We start from the raw sequence: 17,897 nt of genomic DNA on the forward strand, positions 1-17,897 counted from the left end.
GGCGGCTCCACTGGCCGCCGGACCACTGTTCAGCAAGGGGGAAGGGGTCGGGGGCAGGAGGGGTTATCGGGCCACGGGTGGTCCGAATCCGTACCTCAGGTATTCGATGTCGTCTTCGTTGAGGACGCCTTGGTAGACGTGGACGTCGGCGAGGTCGCCGTGCCACAGGTCGCTCAGAGTTCCTTCGAATGTGGCGGCGCCGATGCGTAGGGGCCCGTCAGCGTGCCGGGGGGTGTCCAGGACGGCGCTGCCCTGTTCGATGCTGTCCACGTACAGGGTGAGGGTGCGGGTGGTGGCGTCGAAGGTGGCGGCCAGGTGGGTCCAGGCGCCCAGTTCGGGAGGTCCGGTGGACAGGGCCCTGGACCAGTCGGAGGCGTCTGCGGTGTCGGACGGCGTCATCGTGAACACCCAGTTGTTCGTGTCCTGGGTGCTTTGCATGCCGAGGGAGAAACCGCTGTGCTGGCTGCCGTCCTGGCTGAGTGCGGCCAGGTTGGCGGTGGTGGAGTCCAGGCGCACCCAGGCGGCCACGCTGAAGCTGGCGTCGGTGCGGACTGCGAGGCCGGTGGTGGTCAGGTACTCGTCAGTGCCGTTGAGGGTGGCGCCGGGGATGTAGACCACGTCGTTGAACGCGGTGTTCCACACGGTGGCCGGGTCCCCGGTGAGGGCGGCGTCCAGGCCGTGGTCACTGGCGTCGGCGGCGGTGGCACCGCCGGTCTCGTCGAGTTTCCACCAGCCGTCCAAGGACACCGGCCGGTTGGCCAGCTCCCATGCCTCGGAGGTGCCGCTGTTGAGCGGGATGTCGGTGACGAGGCGGTCGTAGAAGCGGACGTCGTCGATGCCGCCGGGCCAGTAGTAGTTCTTGACGCCCTGGTACTTGCTGCGGCCCATGGTCACCGGTCCACTGGCCGCCCAGGCTCCCTCGTGCACGGCACTGCCCTGCTTCTCACCATTGACGTAGAGGGCGATCTCGCCGGTGGCCGCGTCATAGGTGCCCATCAGGTGGGTCCACACCCCGGTCTTGGCGGGCTCGGTGGACAGCGCGTAGCTCCAGCCGGCGGAGTCGGGGGCTGCCGGGGCGTCCTCGGGTGACATCTTGAACACCCAGGCGTCCGCGTTCTTCTGGTAGCCCAGGTGGAACGGGCTCTGCTGGACGCCGTCCTGGCCGATCGCGGTGTGGTGGGCGTCGGTGTCGTCCATCTTCACCCAGGCCGCCACCGTGAACGTCCGGCTGGTGTCCACCACCGGTCCGCTGGTGGTGATCTCGTCCCATTCGGGCTCGGAGGGAACGTAGCCGTCGGTGTGAACGGCGGTTCCTTCCAGACGGTGCATGGAGCCTTCCACCGGGCCGACCCGGCCGCGAATCCAGGAGATTCCCGATCCGGTGGCGGTCTCGCCGGGTCGTTCGGCGTCGGCGGCCACGGTCCCCGTGCCTTCGTCGAAGGTGAAGTGGGCGACGGGGGCTGAGGGCGGGGCCACCAGGAAGGTGTGGACCAGCATGCACGCCGAGGAGTTGCCGTGCCCGTCGACGGTGCGCGCGTAGATCAGGTTCGGGCCGTCGGTGCGGGGGGTGAGGGTGACGGTGACCGAGCCGCCCGGGGTGTCGGGGACGAGCACGGTGGTGCAGGTGTCGTCGTTGAGGCTGTAGTGGTAGCCGGCGGCGTCGGTCACGCCGTTGGCCGAGAAGGTGAACTCGCCCGGCTGCCCGGGGGAGCCGTGGAACTGCTCGTCGTCGGGGTAGTCGGTGGAGGTGACCTCGGGGCCGCTCTCGGGGTTGGTGGTGTCCACCCGCAGGTAACACCAGGACGACCAGCCGCCCCAGGTGGTCTGGTCGTGGGCGCGGGCCCGGTAGCGGATCAGCGTGTTCTCCGGCAGCGTGTCGGTGGTGACCGAGCGTTCGCTGCCCGCGGGCCACTTGGCGACGTTGGCCGAGGTGGAGTCCTTGGTCTGGATGGTGGTGCCGTCGGACTGGATCTGGAACTGGGCCTTGAGCTTCTGCGTGGCGTACTGCGAGTCGGTGTCGCGGACCTGGGCGTACAGGCGCGGCGTGGTGGTGTTGATCAGCCTGGGCTGCGCGGAGTTGGTGGAGCAGGCTCCGCCGTGGGAGTCGCGCATGGTGGAGGCGTCCGGGACGGCGGGCGCGTTGTTGTAGACCACCACCAGGGAGGGGTTCTTCTTGAAGCGCCGCCAGTCGTAGTTGGAGCCGGAGACGGTCTCGTTGCCGTACAGACCCAGGATGATGTTGGTCTTGTTGTTGGCGCGGCCCCACTCGTAGGCGGCGGTGGCGTTGAACTCCACCCCCGAGCCCTCGCAGCCGGACCGTCCCTTGCGCACGGTCTGGGTGTCGAGTTTGGTGAGCTTGTCGGGCTGGTTGTTCCAAGTGGTGGCCGAGCTGATGTTGCCGGTGCGCCACAGTTCAACCTTGGCGTTGGTGCAGCCGAAGGCGTGGGTGACCTCGGTGCGCAGGGTGGCCGACTGGATGGTGGCGTTGCGGGTGCGTTCGAAGACCGCGAACCGCCAGAACGCGCGCTTGGTGTGGCCGTACTGGGGCTCGTAGCCCACGCCGGTGTCGGCGTCGGAGCGGTTGTAGTAGGCGGTGTTGGGGAACTTCTTGTCCACGTAGGCCCAGGCCTGGCGGGTCACCGACACCGACGGGTCGATGTAGACCGGGTACTCGGTGGCGGGGTCGGTGAGCAGGTCCTGGTCGGGTTCCAGAGTGATCGCCTCGCTGTTGAGGCGGGTGTCGAGTTAGGACACGCGTGCGCCGGTGGCCGGGGCCGCGGCTTTCTCCTCGGTGCTGAGGTCCTCGCCGGCGGAGTCCCACATGGCCGGGGCCGAGGCGGTGAAGATGCTCTCGCCGTCCGCGGTGACGGCGTTGATGTTGCCGCCCGCGTCCGTGGTGACCTCCACCCCTTCGCCGCGCAGCGGCAGTTCCAGCTCGGCCAGTTCGGGGTGGGTCGCGGCCTCGGGGGTGTGCACCACCAGCACCTGGGCGAAGCCGTCCACGCCGGCGGTGAGCACCAGGTCGACGTCCGGCAGCACGTCCGGGTAGGTGGCGCGGTCCTCGTCCAGCACCGGCTCGGGGAGCGCTCCCAGCCAGCCCAGCTCGACCGAGCGGCCGCCCAGCGTGACGCGGGCCAGTGCGCCGTCGCCGCCGCCGGAGAAGGCCATGTCCACGGCGGCCGCGCGCGGCCGCACCTTCCCGTCGGGGGTGTGCACCAGGGTGGTGTCCACGTCGGTCCACCCCTCAGGCGTGCGTACCCGCACCGGTGAGGCGTGGGTCTCCAGGGTGAAGGTGCCGTCGGGGTTGGCGAAGACCTGGGAGCGTTCGTCGGTGGCCGAGGCCACCTCCACCGGTTCGCCGGTCTCCGCGGCTTCGGCCAGGGCCTGTTCTTCCTCGGATGTCAGATCCGGTTCCGTCGGTTCCTCGTCGTCGGCCGATGCCGGGACCGTCCACAGCAGTCCCGCCGCCACCACACCGGCCAGTACACTCGCACCCGTCCTGCGCAGCACGAACTCCACCCGATCCAGCACGCGTCACATCCGCCGAATCGGGGCGACTCGGCCGATATTCCGTTAGGTTGGGCTCAAGGTAGCCAGGTCAAGATCACTTGTAAATCACACCTAAAGACACGGAGGGTGAACGAGGCTTCCAGGGAGTCGCCACGAGCTGTGGAAATTTCCTCCTTCACGACCGTCAACCACAAAAATGGCCACATCCGGCCATGCTCCTCGCTCCTCCCCGCGCACTTCCCCACTGTGCAGGGAGTCGCCTACCGGTGCCTCAACCTTCGCTCGCATCATCCTCCGGTGCGTACGTGCTGGACCGTGTGGTCGTCTGACTCGTTCGCCGCTGACCGGGCGCCGCAGTCGACGCCCAACGACTGGCCGGCTTCTCGGAGGCGGCCGCACACAGGGGCCGACCAGGTGCTCCTCAGCGAACTTCCCTGTCCTCACCCCGCTCTTCATCCTCGGAGTGGGGCCGTTCTTCGGTCCCTGCCCGAGGTGCCCCGAAGTCGAGGAACGCCCCTGGGGGTCGACAGCGCGCGTAGACCACGGCGGGGCCGTCTCTGTGCGGGGTGAGGGTGACGGTGCCCGAAGCGCCGGGGTGTCCGGGACGGGCGAAGCGGTGCAGGAGTCGTCGTCGAGGCTGCAGTAGTGGGTTTCGGTGTCCCCTGTCGACGCTGGAGAAGGTGAACTCCCCGGGCTGGTCGGGCTCGCCGTGGAACCGCTCGTCGTCGGGGTGGTCACTGCTGCGCGTGGTGTCGCCCCGCACTCCGGGGGGTGCTTCGGGCCCGTATCGTCGTCGGCTGCCGCCGGGACCGCCCACAGCAGTCCCGCCGCCACACCGCCAGTACTCCCGTGCTCATACCGCGCAGCACACCATCCTCCTGATCCGGCACGCGCCAACTCCGCCGGATCCGGGTGGTCCGGCAAAGGGTTGTCGTACCGGGTGAAACCAGCCGGGCCGAGATCACGTGTAAACCGAACCCGACGACGCGGGAGGCGCTCATACCGTCGGGGCGTCACCGGAGCCGCGCGAGCTTTCTTTTTTCGTGGTCGTCAACCCCGAAAAACGGCCGCTTCCAGCCACGCTTCGGCCCTGGTCTTCGGGACTTCGTCCCCGTTTCCGTGGGAGTGTCCTGTCGTTTTGAGGTGCCGCTCAGGTCGGTGAGGGCCAACCTGGATACTGCGGGCCGGCTGCTCGGTCCAGGCCCCCGCAGGGGCGGGGTGGCGGTGTCGCGCCGCGTGTTCCTGGGCGGGCTCTTCTCGTTCAGGGGGCGGCAGGTCGTACGTCGGCTGCGGTGTTCTCCCGTGGCGGGGCGGCGTACTCGTCTGGGTGGTGCCGGTCCTTCGGGTTTCGCGTAGCGGGTTGCCAGGAGCTCACCGCAGGCTTGGCCGTGTTCGTGCTCGTCAGTGCCCGGGGGCGCATGGCTGTGCCGTTCATTCCCATGGTTCTCGCCGCTGCCGGGAAGCGGGTCGTGGAGGAGTGGGAAGAGAAGTTCCGAATCATGCTTTCCGTCTGAAAAATCCGACAAGGAAAGCGATCGGCACACAGGCTCCCCCAAGACAACCCGCTCTTTTATTCAGCTTTTACAGATGTGACGGAAACCGTGACCACAACCATCATTGATTCGTGACACGAAGACCCTTCACACCACCCCGCAGGGTTCTATTGTGGGAGATATAAAAGATTTCCCTCCCATGAACGGAGATCCTCCCGTGGCCCAAAAAGTCCAGGTTCTTCTCATCGACGACATCGACGGCGGCCAGGCAGAACAGACCGTCTCCTTCTCCCTGGACGGCTCCGTCTACGAGATCGACCTCAACAATGCCAACGCGGCCCGGCTCCGTGAGGCGCTCGCCCCGTTCGTCACCGCCGCCCGCAAGGCCCCCGTCCGGCGTTCCGCGGCCCTCACCGCCAAGTCCCTCCCCCACAAGGACCGCACCGCCCGGATCCGGGCCTGGGCCAAAGCCCACGGCAAGCAGGTCAACGACCGGGGCCGCCTTCCTCAGGAGATCATCGACGCCTACCACGCTGCCCAGGGATGACCGGCCCGCCCCCCGCCGTGGGGACGCGGGTCCCCTCGTTCTTTTCCTGACACGGGTGGGCCGACGGCGAGCCGGGGGGCGCTGTTTCCGCAGCGGCGTGTCCGACGCGAAGACGCCCTCCCGATGCCGTTGGCCCGTCCCCGGCGTCTCTGTCTCCCCGCGGAGCTCGGGGAGGGGCGGTTCTCGCCGTTCTCCTCCGCCTGCGGACACCCCCGGGCTTCTGTGCGGAGGTTCGCACGGTCAGGCCAACGGGATCGGCCCGCTCTCCCCCAGCGTCACACCCTGCACAGGAGTCTCCCCTTCTCCCCAGACCGGAGAGCAAGGGCCCCGAACGCTTTCGCCTCCCGGCGCACTCGGGCTGTGCCCCGCAGCCAACTCCCTCTTCCGGGATGCCGTCCAGCGGCTGTTGAGCACCGGAGCCCTGCCAAAAGCACCTGCGGCACGCGCCCCCGAGTCCCGCATGCCCCTGCCCCCGGGGCCTCCAGCCGGAAGAGGCGGGAACGGGTGCCGGTGAAGTCCTCGTGGGAGCAGGACACGGCCGTGCTCTCCCCATACGATCGGTCACCTCGACAGCGGCCACCCGATCCTGGCGGAGGCATCCCATGGCCAAGCTGCAGTACCAGTGCACCATGTCGTTGGACGGCTTCATCGCCGGACCGGGCGGGGACATGTCCTGGCTGGCCGCCCACCTCGGCCCCGATCCGACGGCCGAACGCATCATGCGGCAGACCGGTGCCCTGCTGGTGGGCAGGCGCACCTTCGGCGGCGACGACCCCTACAAAGGCACCGAGCACGAGGGCGAACCCTACGGCGGCGGCTGGGACGGACCCCAGTTCGTCCTCACCCACCACGTACCCGACGCCCCGGTCCCCGGTGTCACCTTCGTCACCGACCTGGACAGTGCCGTCACCGCAGCCAAGGCGGCCGCGGGTCACCGCAACGTCGGCGTCCTGGGCGCCCAGGTGGCTGCCCAATGCCTCCGGGCGGGGCTGCTCGACGAGATCTACGTGTCCGTCGTGCCCGTCCTGCTGGGCGACGGCACCCGGCTGTTCGACCACCCGGGCGGCACCCGGATCCGACTCGAACAGCTCGAACTCACCCAGACCCCCGGGGCCGCCACCTTCGTCTTCCGCGTCCTCCGCTGACGTGGACGGGGCCAGAGGGGTGGGAGCTCCCGCGGTCGTGGACCACGTGCCCCTCGGTGCCCGGTGCGCGGTGGACGGGCCGCTGACGCAAAGGGCGGTGTCCGTCGACACGTTCGTCCCCGGCGTCCACGACGCCACAGGGTGGCCGACCCATCGCCGTACCGGAGCGGGACGACCACTACTGCCCCTGCTCCCGGACCCGGGTGCCTGCGGTGGTGCCGCGGACATACCGCCCCTCCCTGCGGGGGTAAGCATCTCACCGCGGGACCGGCTACTCGTGTCCCACCAGCACCTTCCACGAACCGCGGCGCAGCACCATCCGCCCGTCGGGGGCGACCAGCACCGACGCGCCCCGCACGGGCAACTCCCCGCACCGCACCCAGGAGTCCCGCACGTGATCCAACAGGTCCCACAGGCGGCGCGGGCCGCCCTGCCGCACCGCCGGTGACTGATCACCCCACGCTTCGGCGCGGGCCCATGACCCGTCCGGGTGCGCCATCACCATGACCCGCCGGTTCCCGTCCACCGAGTACCGGTGTCGTATCCCCGGGGCGAGCAGCGCCATCATGGACTGCACGTCCCACGCCTGTTCGACGTCGAGCACCGGGTACCGGCCAGTCTCACAAATCCCCGATGCGGTGGCCGCCGCTGCCCAGTCCACGCCGTCGTCGGGGTGCCCACCCCCGGAGTGGGCGGGCATGAACCCGGCCCGGTCCCAGGTGGTGCGGCCGCGCAGGGTCCCGTCCTCCTGTTTGGTGGCGACCACGATCATGCTCGTGTCGGCGAGTGTGGCCACCACCCGGCCACCGGTTCGCAGCGCCCTGATCCATGCGGGGGGAATCCTCGGCATACCCACGGTCGCGACGATCCGGTCGTAGCCGCCGCGCGGCAACTCCTCCCCGAGTGCGTTGCAGCGGTAGATAGCGGGGCGCAGGCCGACGGCGGCCAGCCGGGCGGCCGCCGCGTCCACCAGGTACTCGTCGACGTCGACCGACACCACCTGGTCGGCGCCGAACCGGTGGGCGAGCAGGCCGGTGCCGTATCCGGAGCCGGTGCCGACGTCCAGCACGCGCATGCCCGGTGCGATGAGCGCGTGCTCGTACATGCGGACGGTCAGACCGGGCATGGTCGCCGACGACGTGGGCCGGCCGTGCACGGTCTGACCGGGCGTCGCGTGGTCGGCGTGCAGCCTCCCCACCCGGGTGACGAGACTGCGATCCGCGTAGGCCGCCTCGGCCCATGCCTGCGGGTCGTCGACACCGCGCCGCACCCGCCACCCGTGACCGTCCCGCTCGAACCAGGCGGGTACCAGTGCCTGCCTGGGCACGTGCAGCACCGCGTCACGCCACGCCGACCCGGACGGTGTCACCTGGTCGGCCAGCATGGTCGTGTGCTCCTGCCAGTCCATCCGGCCTCCCCGGTCAGATCAGCGGCTTCTCCCCATGAGCCTGCCTCTCCGACCGATGCGCCGGGGCGCAGTTGTCGGAATCCGGCGAGGGCGAGCCGGACGACACGCCCGAGTCCCACGCACGCGGGGCCGGGGCGGCGTCGCCCCGGCGGGGACACCACCACCGGTGGATCCACGGTCGTCCCGGGGCACGTCCGGCGCACCGTTCACGCGCCGGTGCCCGGCGACGTCGCGCACCGGTGGCGCCTCCTCGGCCGGGTCAGTCGCTCAACACGGTGCAGCCCTCGTCTCCACCGGCCCCGGTCGACGTTCCGCCTGTCCCGGCCTGCTGGAGCAGCAGCATCCACCCCGCTCCTTCTCATCAGGCCAGAAACCGTCCGGAATCCTCGAAGTTCACAGCAGTCCGACCAGGAGCCAGGCCGGGGTCGTGCCGAGCGCCCCCCAACGGATGACCTCCTCGACAGGGCTCTCCCGGCCCGTGCGGAACCGCAGCGGCGCACCAACCATCCGCCACCGTGCACCCCGTACCCGCAGCGGCCAGGCCAGGGGGACTCCCGCCACCGTCAACGCGTCCCCGAGCACGTGCACCACCATCCCCAAGGCCACCATGCCCGCGACCACCAGCGGTCCCACCCCGAACCCGAACACCCCGATCGTCAACAACAGCGCGGCACCGCTCGCCTCGGCCCACCTCATCCGCCGATCTTTCCAGCACGCCACCAGGCCGCGCACAGCCAACGAGAACACGACCCACACGACAAGGGCCAGGGCAGGCCACCACAGTCCGGCCGCGGCCACCGCAGCCCCACAGGCGACCGCTGCGGGAACCGTGTGCGACAGGTGCCGGTGCGTCCCGTCAGCGTCCCGACCGCCCCGATCCTGCGGTGTCCGCGTCGCCCGCCACACCACCGACGACAGGGCACGCACCCCCCGAGAGGCCGCGGCTGACACCGGCCCCTGGGACAGGGTCGCCGTCGAGGTCGGATGGTCGAGGTCGGGCAGCAGGGCCGCACCCGCGCACACCATCCCACCGAACGCCACATCAGCAAACCCGATCGGAGCGCCGGCCCACGACAACCCGGCCAACACGGCAGCGCCCGCAGCCACACCAGTGGCAGCGTGAGATGAACCCATCACCGGAGGACTCCACGAGGGGGAAGAAGGAACAGGAGAGCGAAGGAGGAAGCGGCCGAAACCAGACGTACCCGGATCAGTCGGCCCCAGGAGAACAATGGCCGAAGGTGGCCACAACCGGGCGCTTTCTCCCCGCTCCCCCACGACAGGGCCCGGGGCAGGGGTTCCGAGAGCCCGTTCCAGGGGGTTTCGACCGTGGGGACTCCACGCCGCATCAGCAGCTCAGGGGGACTACCGGAGCAGTTTTCTCCGCCGGTGCCCGGTGGAGCCGCACAAAGTGTTCCGTATCTCCTCAGGAGCGCGGTCCCCGGCCCTGACATGCCGCATGGCCTCCTCGGGAATCGGCTTCTCACCGCCCTCGCCCTGCGACGGGGAAGACAACCGAATGATGCTGGGGCACCGTCCTTGTCCCGACAGGAGCGCCCGGCCCCACATGGTGAGCCCCGCACCCAACGGAGCGCTGTGCCCCCACCTGCGGGGTCGTGCTCGGGCGTGTTTTCTGCCCCATTCTGCTGTCTCGGTACGCGCAGAACGTAGCGAGCAAACCGCCGCGAGCGGGGCGCTTTCGCGAAAATGGCCTAAAGTGGTGCCAGGGAGAAGGCTGCCCGCAGAATAGGTAACGCGGAGATAACGCGCCACAAAGTCGCAGGTCAGCTTCTGTGAGCCCCACGCACGTGGGGATGGACCGGTGTGGTGCTCCAACCGCGCCAAGGGCAAGGAGTGAGCCCCACGCACGTGGGGATGGACCCACGGGGCGCCCGGCGGCCAGAGCGGCCGCGATGTGAGCCCCACGCACGTGGGGATGGACCGTCGCCGAGGTGGTGGCCTGCGAGGTAGGCCACGTGAGCCCCACGCACGTGGGGATGGACCGCCGTGGCAGCACGGCCAGCAGCGCGCCGAGGAGTGAGCCCCACGCACGTGGGGATGGACCTCTGTCAGCGTCCTGTGGGCGCTCTCCGATCAGGTGAGCCCCACGCACGTGGGGATGGACCGGCGGCCAGCGCACCGGCCCGCCTGCTGGCCCGGTGAGCCCCACGCACGTGGGGATGGACCGCAGCCCAGGCGCTTCACACACCTGGGCTGTCGGTGAGCCCCACGCACGTGGGGATGGACCAGCGGAACCCATGCCGAAACCCATGCCGGAACCCGTGAGCCCCACGCACGTGGGGATGGACCGCCCGGCTGCGCCGGGTGGCAGACCCCGCGTCGGTGAGCCCCACGCACGTGGGGATGGACCGAATCATCGCATGAACCGAGGCATTTGGATCCTGTGAGCCCCACGCACGTGGGGATGGACCGGAGCGGGGGTGTTGAATGATGGAGCCAGTACAGTGAGCCCCACGCACGTGGGGATGGACCGCGGAGAATCTCCCCGCCACCCTTGGCGTTCTGTGAGCCCCACGCACGTGGGGATGGACCTTTTCCCGGCCCAGTCCGGCGGCCCACCCACCAGTGAGCCCCACGCACGTGGGGATGGACCGCCCCCGCCACGCTGGTGGCGGGGGCCTCGGTTGTGAGCCCCACGCACGTGGGGATGGACCGACCCCCCGCGAGGAGCTGCACGCGGAGAACACGTGAGCCCCACGCACGTGGGGATGGACCGGATGTCGCCGGGTTGGCGGGTGGAGACCCGCGGTGAGCCCCACGCACGTGGGGATGGACCGCGCGCGGACCCCACGTTGCAAGAGACGTATCTGTGAGCCCCACGCACGTGGGGATGGACCGCTAGGTTTGTGGCAACAGCGGGGAACAAGCCCGTGAGCCCCACGCACGTGGGGATGGACCTGCGCCGACTGGCTACGCGACTGGCTACGCGACGTGAGCCCCACGCACGTGGGGATGGACCGGGTGCGAGGATCCGCCAACAGGCCAGGAGCGTGTGAGCCCCACGCACGTGGGGATGGACCGCCGATTCGGGTGGCGAGTACACCTCCAGCGCGGTGAGCCCCACGCACGTGGGGATGGACCGCCGAACATAGGATGGTGTCTCCTCTATCTGTAGTGAGCCCCACGCACGTGGGGATGGACCGGGCCGGGAGCGTCTGTTCGTTCCGGTCGACACGTGAGCCCCACGCACGTGGGGATGGACCGCAGGAGGGCTAGGGCTGACATGGCGGCACCGGGTGAGCCCCACGCACGTGGGGATGGACCGAACGTTGGGCTTTCAAGCCCGTGCGGGTCGACGTGAGCCCCACGCACGTGGGGATGGACCGTTGCTCGAGGTAGTGCACCGCATTGAAAAATCGTGAGCCCCACGCACGTGGGGATGGACCTCTGGAACTGGTCCTACTCCCAGGAAGGAGAGCGTGAGCCCCACGCACGTGGGGATGGACCGGCCCTGTACTGGCCGGGCGCCGACCACCCCGTGTGAGCCCCACGCACGTGGGGATGGACCGAGCCACTACAGCTCCTGGCGGCAGAGCGGCATGTGAGCCCCACGCACGTGGGGATGGACCGGAACAGGGAACAGGGAACAGGGAATGTGAGCCCCACGCACGTGGGGATGGACCGTTCGGCGGAATGTCCGCCGGGATGGCCGCCTCGTGAGCCCCACGCACGTGGGGATGGACCGAGCAGACCGCACTGGACTTCGACGCCTTCAAGGACAAGGAGACCGCTGATGAACCACTACGCCCGGACCATCGAGGAGACCTGGCGCAGGGTACGGCCGGGCGAGATCGAGCAGATGGCCGACGCGGAGGCCTTCCTGACCCAGTTGGGCGAGGAGATCGAGGAGCAGATCGCCGAGCGGTGGCCCGAGCTGGCAGGACCGGATCCGGACCAGGAGACACACCTGGAGAAGCTGCAGCGGCTGAACTGGGCACGCCAGCAGGCGGCCTCCCAGGTGATGGAGGAGAGACTGGAGGAACTGTTCGGCCCGACGGCAGAACAGGAGAGCTGGGAAACCGCAGAGGAGCTGGAGGAGAACGGCCTCGACGGGCTGACCGGGGAGCTGGGGACGGGTCTCCGCACCTAAGCGGGCCGCGGTTCCGTCCCACCGGACAGCACGCCTTGGCCCCCGAGGGGGCCAAGGAGCGGGTGCGTGCCAACCTGGACGCGCTAGGTCTGCTGCGCGTCCTGCGGTCCCGGCAGACCCCGCCCACCGCGGACGAACAGCGGATCTTGGCCCGCTGGTCGGGCTGGGGAGCAGTCCCCCAGGTCTTCGACCCCCGCAACGAGGAGTTCGTGGCCGAACGCGCCGAGCTGCGGTCCCTGCTGAGCGTGGCCGACTACGCCGCTGCGCGTCGCACCACCCTCAACGCCCACTACACCGACGCCTCGCTGGTGCAGGCGATGTGGCAGGGCCTGCGCGATCTCGGCTTCGCGGGCGGCAACGTCTTGGAGCCGGGCTGCGGATCGGGCAACTTCATCGGGTTTGCTCCGCAAGACACCCCGGTGCCGGTGCACATGGTGGGGGTGGAACTGGACGCCACCACCGCGGCCATCGCCTCCTACCTGTACCCCGACGCCCAGGTGCTGCACGAGTCCTTCGGAGACACCTTCATCCCCGAAGGGGAGTTCGATGCGGCCGTGGGCAACGTGCCCTTCGGCAACTACCGGATCTACGATCCGGAGCACAACCGTGAGGGCCTCAGCATCCACAACCACTTCATCAGCAAGGCCTTGGACGCGGTGAAACCCGGGGGTGTGGTCGCGGTGATCACGTCCCACTGGACGATGGATGCCGAGGCCCCCCAAGCCCGCGATGCCATCGCCGCCAAGGCCGACCTTCTGGGGGCGATCCGCCTGCCCGCCGACGCCCACCAGCGCGCGGCCGGCACCAGGGTGATCACCGACATCCTCGTCCTGCGCCGCCGTCTTCCGGGGCAGGCCCCGGCGGGCCAGTCCTGGAAGACGACGGTCGACCTAGCCGAGCAGGACTTGAACGTAGACGCGCCGGTGTGGGTCAACCAGTACTTCCTGGACAACCCCGACCACGTCTTGGGCACCCTCGGCGTCCGCCGTGGCCGGTTCGGGCCGGAGTTGACCGTGGATTCCTCGCCCAGCGGACAGCCGCTGGGCGAGAGGGTCCGGCAGGCCTTCACCGCCATCGCCGAGCGGGCACGCAGTCAGGACCTGCTGGCTGTGCCGCCCGCTCCCGACACGTCCCCGCTGAGGCTGGTACCCGTCGGGCGCAACCACCTCCCGGACGGGCTGTTGCAGATCGCCGAGGACGGCTCCATCACCAGGCTGGACCGCGGTCTGCCCCGCCCCTATGAGGTCAAGCCCGCCAAGGACCGAGTGGAACTGAAGGCCCTCATCCGGCTGCGTGACACCTACATGGACCTGCTGGACGCCGAGGAGGCCTCCGCCGAGGACACCGACACCATCAGAAGGCTGCGCGCCAGCCTCAACCAGCAGTACGACGCCTACGTGAGCCGCTATGGGCCGATCAACCGGTTCAAGGTCGACTCCCGGGGGGGGGGCAAGCAGCGCCCCAAGCAGGGCGGATTCCGCCGCGATCCGCTGTCGTCGGTGGTCTATGCGCTGGAGCATTTCAACGCCGAGACCCAGCAGGCCACCAAGTCCAAGGTGTTCACCCAGCGGATCATCGCCCCGCGCAGGCCCCGTGAGCGCGCCGATTCCCCTGCCGATGCGCTGACGCTCTCCATGGACGTGCGCGGAGGCGTGGACTTGGACTTCATCGCCACCCTGCTGGGCGAGCCCGACAAGGAGTCAGCGCGGCGCGCCCTGGGCACCTTGGTCTTCGACGATCCCCAAAGCGGTAAGGTCGTCCCCGCCGCTGAGTACCTCTCGGGCAACGTACGTCTCAAGTTGCGCGCGGCGCTCACCGCGGCTGCGGCCGACCCCAAGTTCACGGCCAATGTCCAGGCGTTGGAAGAGGTCCAGCCCCAAGCGCTGACTCCCGCCGACATCGAGGCCAAGCTGGGGGCACCCTGGATTCCCACCGAGTATGTCGAGCAGTTCGTCCGCGAGGTCCTCGAAGACAACGAGGCAGTGGTCGAGTATCCCGCGCCGGGGCTGTGGGCGGTGCGTGGCAGTGCCTCCGACAGTGTGGTCGCCCAGCAGACCTACGGCACCAAGGACTTCAACGCCTACGAACTGCTGACCAAGGGCCTGAAGCAAGAATCAATCGTCGTGGAGCGTGCGATCCGCCAAGGCGATCAGACGATCTACGAACGTGACGACGAGGCCACCGAGGCTGCTCGCGCCAAGCTCGAAGAACTGCGGTCGCGGTTCTCCGAATGGATCTGGGAGGACCCCGAGCGCGCCGAACGGCTCCAGGAGATCTACAACGACCTCTTCACCTTCCGTCTGCGCTCCTACGACGACGTCCAGCTCACCCTGCCCGGTCTCAACCCCGAGTTTCGTCCCTACAAGCACCAGCTCGCCGCGGTAGCGCGCATCATCCAGTGAGCCCCACGCACGTGGGGATGGACCGTCGTGTGGCGTGCTTCGGAATGTGAAGGTGCGGTGAGCCCCACGCACGTGGGGATGGACCCCAGACCACGGACCCGGCGGCGGCTCCGGTGCTGTGAGCCCCACGCACGTGGGGATGGACCGCCCGAATCGCCCTCACCGGCCCCTCCGGCTCCGTGAGCCCCACGCACGTGGGGATGGACCGCCCTGTGAGGAAAACCGGCGACCCCCAACCCCGTGAGCCCCACGCACGTGGGGATGGACCGGGGGCGTACCGGGCAGCTCAGCGGGTGGATGAGTGAGCCCCACGCACGTGGGGATGGACCTCCGTGGTCGGGATGGACCTGGTCCGGCATGCGGTGAGCCCCACGCACGTGGGGATGGACCGTCGTCCCAGCCCATGTTGGACAGGTCTGCCGGGGTGAGCCCCACGCACGTGGGGATGGACCGCGATCACACGTGCGACCGCACCGACGAGCCCAGTGAGCCCCACGCACGTGGGGATGGACCGCCCCCCCCCCCCCCCGCGCCGTCCGCGCCCGGCGCGGCACGTGAGCCCCACGCACGTGGGGATGGACCGCTCGGTGTGGGCGGCTCCAGCACCCCTGCCAGGTGAGCCCCACGCACGTGGGGATGGACCGGCCCTCCAGCGGTACCTGAACCACGCGGGGGCGTGAGCCCCACGCACGTGGGGATGGACCGGGGGGCGAACAGAGTGCCTGACGCCGGGTCAGGTGAGCCCCACGCACGTGGGGATGGACCGTGCCCCGGGGGTGCTGCTCCCGGGGCAGATATGTGAGCCCCACGCACGTGGGGATGGACCCACAGCGACGTGGCCGACCGCGCCGAGGAGGCAGTGAGCCCCACGCACGTGGGGATGGACCGCGCCCAGTTCAGCCTTCAGCTTCGGTCCGAAAGTGAGCCCCACGCACGTGGGGATGGACCGCCCGCATGCGCACCGCGGGTGACGGCCGGCCGGTGAGCCCCACGCACGTGGGGATGGACCGCCCGCATGCGCACCGCGGGTGACGGCCGGCCGGTGAGCCCCACGCACGTGGGAATGGACCGGCTGCGGAGTTGTCCAGTGAGCTGACGTTTGAGTGAGCCCCACGCACGTGGGGCACGCCGACACCACAACTCCGCTTCGGCGACGTCTCCCCGCTGCTTGAGCAGGACACCGAGATTGACCTTCGCACCGCCGGTATCGCCTGCCTCAACGGCACGCCAGTGCCACGTCTCGGCCACGTCGACCTCCTCCCGCCGCTCCAGCGGGATGCTGAGGTTGTTCACAGCCTTGAGGCCACCCGCTTCAGCAGCGCGCTCCACCACTGCCCGGCCCTACCGGCCTCTCCCCGCTGCATGGGGGGAGCTTCCCGTCCGGGCCTTCTCCTCCCGAGGCGCCGGCCACCGCCCCGTAGCGGTGGTCTCCGCTGGACAACACGGCGTCTCCGGTGGAGTCCTCGGCCGCGGAACCGGGTCTCACCGAAGGCGGGGGTGGGTCGGGAAGCCGGCGCGGCACTGCTCTGCGTGAGAGGCCCTCCCCATCGAAGCGTTTGGTGAGAAAAAGGCGTACATCTTCAAATTGCCTGGTATGGGAGAATGCGGGAGAAAGTCGAGTGGCCCGTGGGAAGGGCCCGACGTGGCGCGGAGCCGGACAGCGCCTCGGCCGCCCCGCGGTGGTCCACGCGCGGCAGCCCCCGAGCTGAGGAGGAACACTGGACGAGCCCATCACGGACGGACGCAGGCTCAAGGGTCTGCGCCGCCGGAATGCGCTCATCGAGGCAACCCTGCGCGTCATCGAACGCGACGGGGTGGCAGGGGTCAGCCATCCGGTCGTCTCCCAGGAAGCGGGGTTTCCGACCTCGGCCACCACGTACTACTTCTCCAGCCTGGACGACCTGCTCACCGCGGCCCTGACCAGTGTCATGGAGGAGGACTCCCAGCGGATGCGCCGGCTCTCCTCCGGCGGTGACCGCCGGCGCGACCTCGCCGTGCTCCTCGCCGAGGTGGTCAGGGAGCCGGGGCGGCTTCTCGCCGAGTACGAGCTGTTCCTCCTCGCCGCCCGACGCCCGCACCTGCGCGAGGCGACCGACGGGTGGCTCGCCGCCGTCCGGGCGTTCGCCCACTGCTACACCGACGACCCCGTCCGGGCCCGTGTCGTCGCCGGCGCGATCGACGGTCTGCTCCTGCACAGCCTGCTGACCGAGCAGAAACCGAGCGCGGACGAGTTCGAGGAGTTCCTCAAGGACCTGCTGCCCGACCCCCGGTAGCGGCCTCTCCTCCCCCGTACAGCTCCCCTGGTCGGGTGCCGCTGCGTGTTCGAGTAGTGGTGGACGGCTTTCCTGGTTCCCCGCTCCCCCGGACGACTACGTTCCGTAAACGAGAACGTGACGATCCGCCGGACGGACCGCCGTTCCGGCCGCGCGTCCACGGCACCGCACCGGGGATCGCCACCCGTGCCGGGGAGAGTCCCCGCACGGTTTCCACGACGGTTCAGGGGAACGCCTGTGCTGAGCGAAGAAGCGTTTCGAGACCTGATGGCCGGCGTCTGCGCCCCTGTCACGGTCGTGACGGCGATGGACGACGGGACCCCCCACGGTACGACCGTCAGTTCCTTCAGTTCGCTGTCGCTGCGGCCGCCGATGGTCACCGTGGCGCTGGACCGCGACTCGCGGCTGCTCGTGCGGATTCTGCGGACGCGCCGGTTCGGGGTCAACATCCTGGGTGCCGGGGGCGAGGAGACGGCCCGGCTGTTCGCGGGCAGGCGGCAGGACCGTTTCCGCCGTGCGGCGTGGCGCGTCGAGCACGGGCTGCCCCGCCTGGGCGGCGTGGCGGGGTGGGCCGTGTGCGAGCTCCACCGTGCTGTTCCGGGCGGTGACCACGTCCTGCTCATGGGGCTGGTGGCGCACGCCGACAGCACCGGTGCCGCCTCGCTGGTCTACGGCAACCGGGAGTTCGGCACCCATTCCGGATACGCCCGTATGCCACGCGTTCTCACCGACCACCTTCTGGCCTTCACACGCCACTGAGGCGTTCACCATCGATTGGGGCACTCATGGACACCGCGACCCCTCTTTCCTCCGACACGGCAGTGGAACGCGCCCGGGCTCTGATCCCGCTCCTGCAGGCCAACGCGGCCCGGGCCGAGCAGGACCGCCGGCTCACCGACGAGGTCGTCGAGGCGCTCACCCGGGAAGGCATGTTCAAGCTCCTCCTCCCCCGGCGGTACGGCGGCTACGAGACTCCTCTGCGGACCTTCCTCGACGTGACCTCGACGC

General features: G+C 69.6%; 10 protein-coding genes and 2 CRISPR repeat arrays. Of the genes, 5 read left to right on the forward strand and 5 right to left on the reverse strand.

Going from position 1 to position 17,897, the window contains the following annotated elements:
* Nucleotides 1–63: 63 nt before the first annotated feature.
* Together FOF52_RS06515 and FOF52_RS06520 are read right to left on the reverse strand one after the other, a co-directional pair.
* Nucleotides 64–2,646, reverse strand: a complete 2,583-nt coding sequence (locus FOF52_RS06515) for a LamG-like jellyroll fold domain-containing protein (protein ID WP_248592935.1) — start codon at nucleotides 2,644–2,646, stop codon at nucleotides 64–66.
* A 99-nt stretch (nucleotides 2,647–2,745) separates the two neighbouring features.
* The gene (locus FOF52_RS06520; RefSeq protein WP_248592936.1) at nucleotides 2,746–3,531 is read right to left on the reverse strand and encodes a hypothetical protein; all 786 of its coding nucleotides are present in this window, start codon (nucleotides 3,529–3,531) and stop codon (nucleotides 2,746–2,748) included.
* Nucleotides 3,532–5,220: 1,689 nt separating this feature from the next.
* On the opposite strand from FOF52_RS06520, the gene FOF52_RS06525 reads away from it, so the two are divergent.
* Together FOF52_RS06525 and FOF52_RS06530 are read left to right on the forward strand one after the other, a co-directional pair.
* A complete protein-coding gene (locus FOF52_RS06525; protein ID WP_248592937.1) occupies nucleotides 5,221–5,550 on the forward strand; it encodes a histone-like nucleoid-structuring protein Lsr2 in 330 nt (109 codons plus the stop codon).
* A gap of 602 nt (nucleotides 5,551–6,152) precedes the next feature.
* Complete coding sequence (locus tag FOF52_RS06530) at nucleotides 6,153–6,695, forward strand: dihydrofolate reductase family protein (protein WP_248592938.1); 543 nt, start codon at nucleotides 6,153–6,155, stop codon at nucleotides 6,693–6,695.
* A gap of 271 nt (nucleotides 6,696–6,966) precedes the next feature.
* On the opposite strand, the gene FOF52_RS06535 is transcribed toward FOF52_RS06530, so the two are convergent.
* Together FOF52_RS06535 and FOF52_RS06540 are read right to left on the reverse strand one after the other, a co-directional pair.
* Nucleotides 6,967–8,103 carry a methyltransferase domain-containing protein gene (locus tag FOF52_RS06535; RefSeq protein ID WP_248592939.1) on the reverse strand — a complete coding sequence of 379 codons (1,137 nt, stop codon included), beginning with the start codon at nucleotides 8,101–8,103 and terminating at the stop codon, nucleotides 6,967–6,969.
* A gap of 393 nt (nucleotides 8,104–8,496) precedes the next feature.
* Nucleotides 8,497–9,237: a metal-dependent hydrolase gene (locus tag FOF52_RS06540; RefSeq protein WP_248593766.1), complete on the reverse strand. Its 741-nt coding sequence runs from the start codon at nucleotides 9,235–9,237 to the stop codon at nucleotides 8,497–8,499.
* Nucleotides 9,238–9,896: 659 nt separating this feature from the next.
* Nucleotides 9,897–11,809: a CRISPR direct-repeat array (repeat unit 29 nt; unit sequence GTGAGCCCCACGCACGTGGGGATGGACCG).
* A gap of 48 nt (nucleotides 11,810–11,857) precedes the next feature.
* On the opposite strand from FOF52_RS06540, the gene FOF52_RS06545 reads away from it, so the two are divergent.
* The gene (locus FOF52_RS06545) at nucleotides 11,858–12,214 is read left to right on the forward strand and encodes a hypothetical protein (RefSeq protein WP_248592940.1); all 357 of its coding nucleotides are present in this window, start codon (nucleotides 11,858–11,860) and stop codon (nucleotides 12,212–12,214) included.
* A 2,114-nt stretch (nucleotides 12,215–14,328) separates the two neighbouring features.
* Here the strand turns inward: FOF52_RS06545 and FOF52_RS06550 are convergent.
* Complete coding sequence (locus FOF52_RS06550; RefSeq protein ID WP_248592941.1) at nucleotides 14,329–14,583, reverse strand: hypothetical protein; 255 nt, start codon at nucleotides 14,581–14,583, stop codon at nucleotides 14,329–14,331.
* Nucleotides 14,584–14,612: 29 nt separating this feature from the next.
* Nucleotides 14,613–15,687: a CRISPR direct-repeat array (repeat unit 29 nt; unit sequence GTGAGCCCCACGCACGTGGGGATGGACCG).
* Nucleotides 15,688–16,430: 743 nt separating this feature from the next.
* Between FOF52_RS06550 and FOF52_RS06555 the strand changes: the two genes are divergently transcribed.
* Together FOF52_RS06555 and FOF52_RS06560 are read left to right on the forward strand one after the other, a co-directional pair.
* Entirely contained in the window at nucleotides 16,431–16,889 is a 459-nt protein-coding gene (locus FOF52_RS06555) for a TetR/AcrR family transcriptional regulator (protein WP_248592942.1), read from the forward strand.
* Between the two features lie 237 nt (nucleotides 16,890–17,126).
* Complete coding sequence (locus FOF52_RS06560; RefSeq protein WP_248592943.1) at nucleotides 17,127–17,648, forward strand: flavin reductase family protein; 522 nt, start codon at nucleotides 17,127–17,129, stop codon at nucleotides 17,646–17,648.
* The last annotated feature ends 249 nt before the right edge of the window (nucleotides 17,649–17,897 follow it).

Source organism: Thermobifida alba (assembly GCF_023208015.1).
In the GTDB taxonomy this organism is placed as follows: domain Bacteria; phylum Actinomycetota; class Actinomycetes; order Streptosporangiales; family Streptosporangiaceae; genus Thermobifida; species Thermobifida alba.

Bases quoted from the DNA above. Each gene is read 5' to 3' on its own strand.
- FOF52_RS06530 (WP_248592938.1), top strand. From the start codon at position 6,153: ATGGCCAAGCTGCAGTACCAGTGCACCATGTCGTTGGACGGCTTCATC.
- FOF52_RS06535 (WP_248592939.1), bottom strand. From the start codon at position 8,103: ATGGACTGGCAGGAGCACACGACCATGCTGGCCGACCAGGTGACACCG.
- FOF52_RS06540 (WP_248593766.1), bottom strand. From the start codon at position 9,237: ATGGGTTCATCTCACGCTGCCACTGGTGTGGCTGCGGGCGCTGCCGTG.
- FOF52_RS06545 (WP_248592940.1), top strand. From the start codon at position 11,858: ATGAACCACTACGCCCGGACCATCGAGGAGACCTGGCGCAGGGTACGG.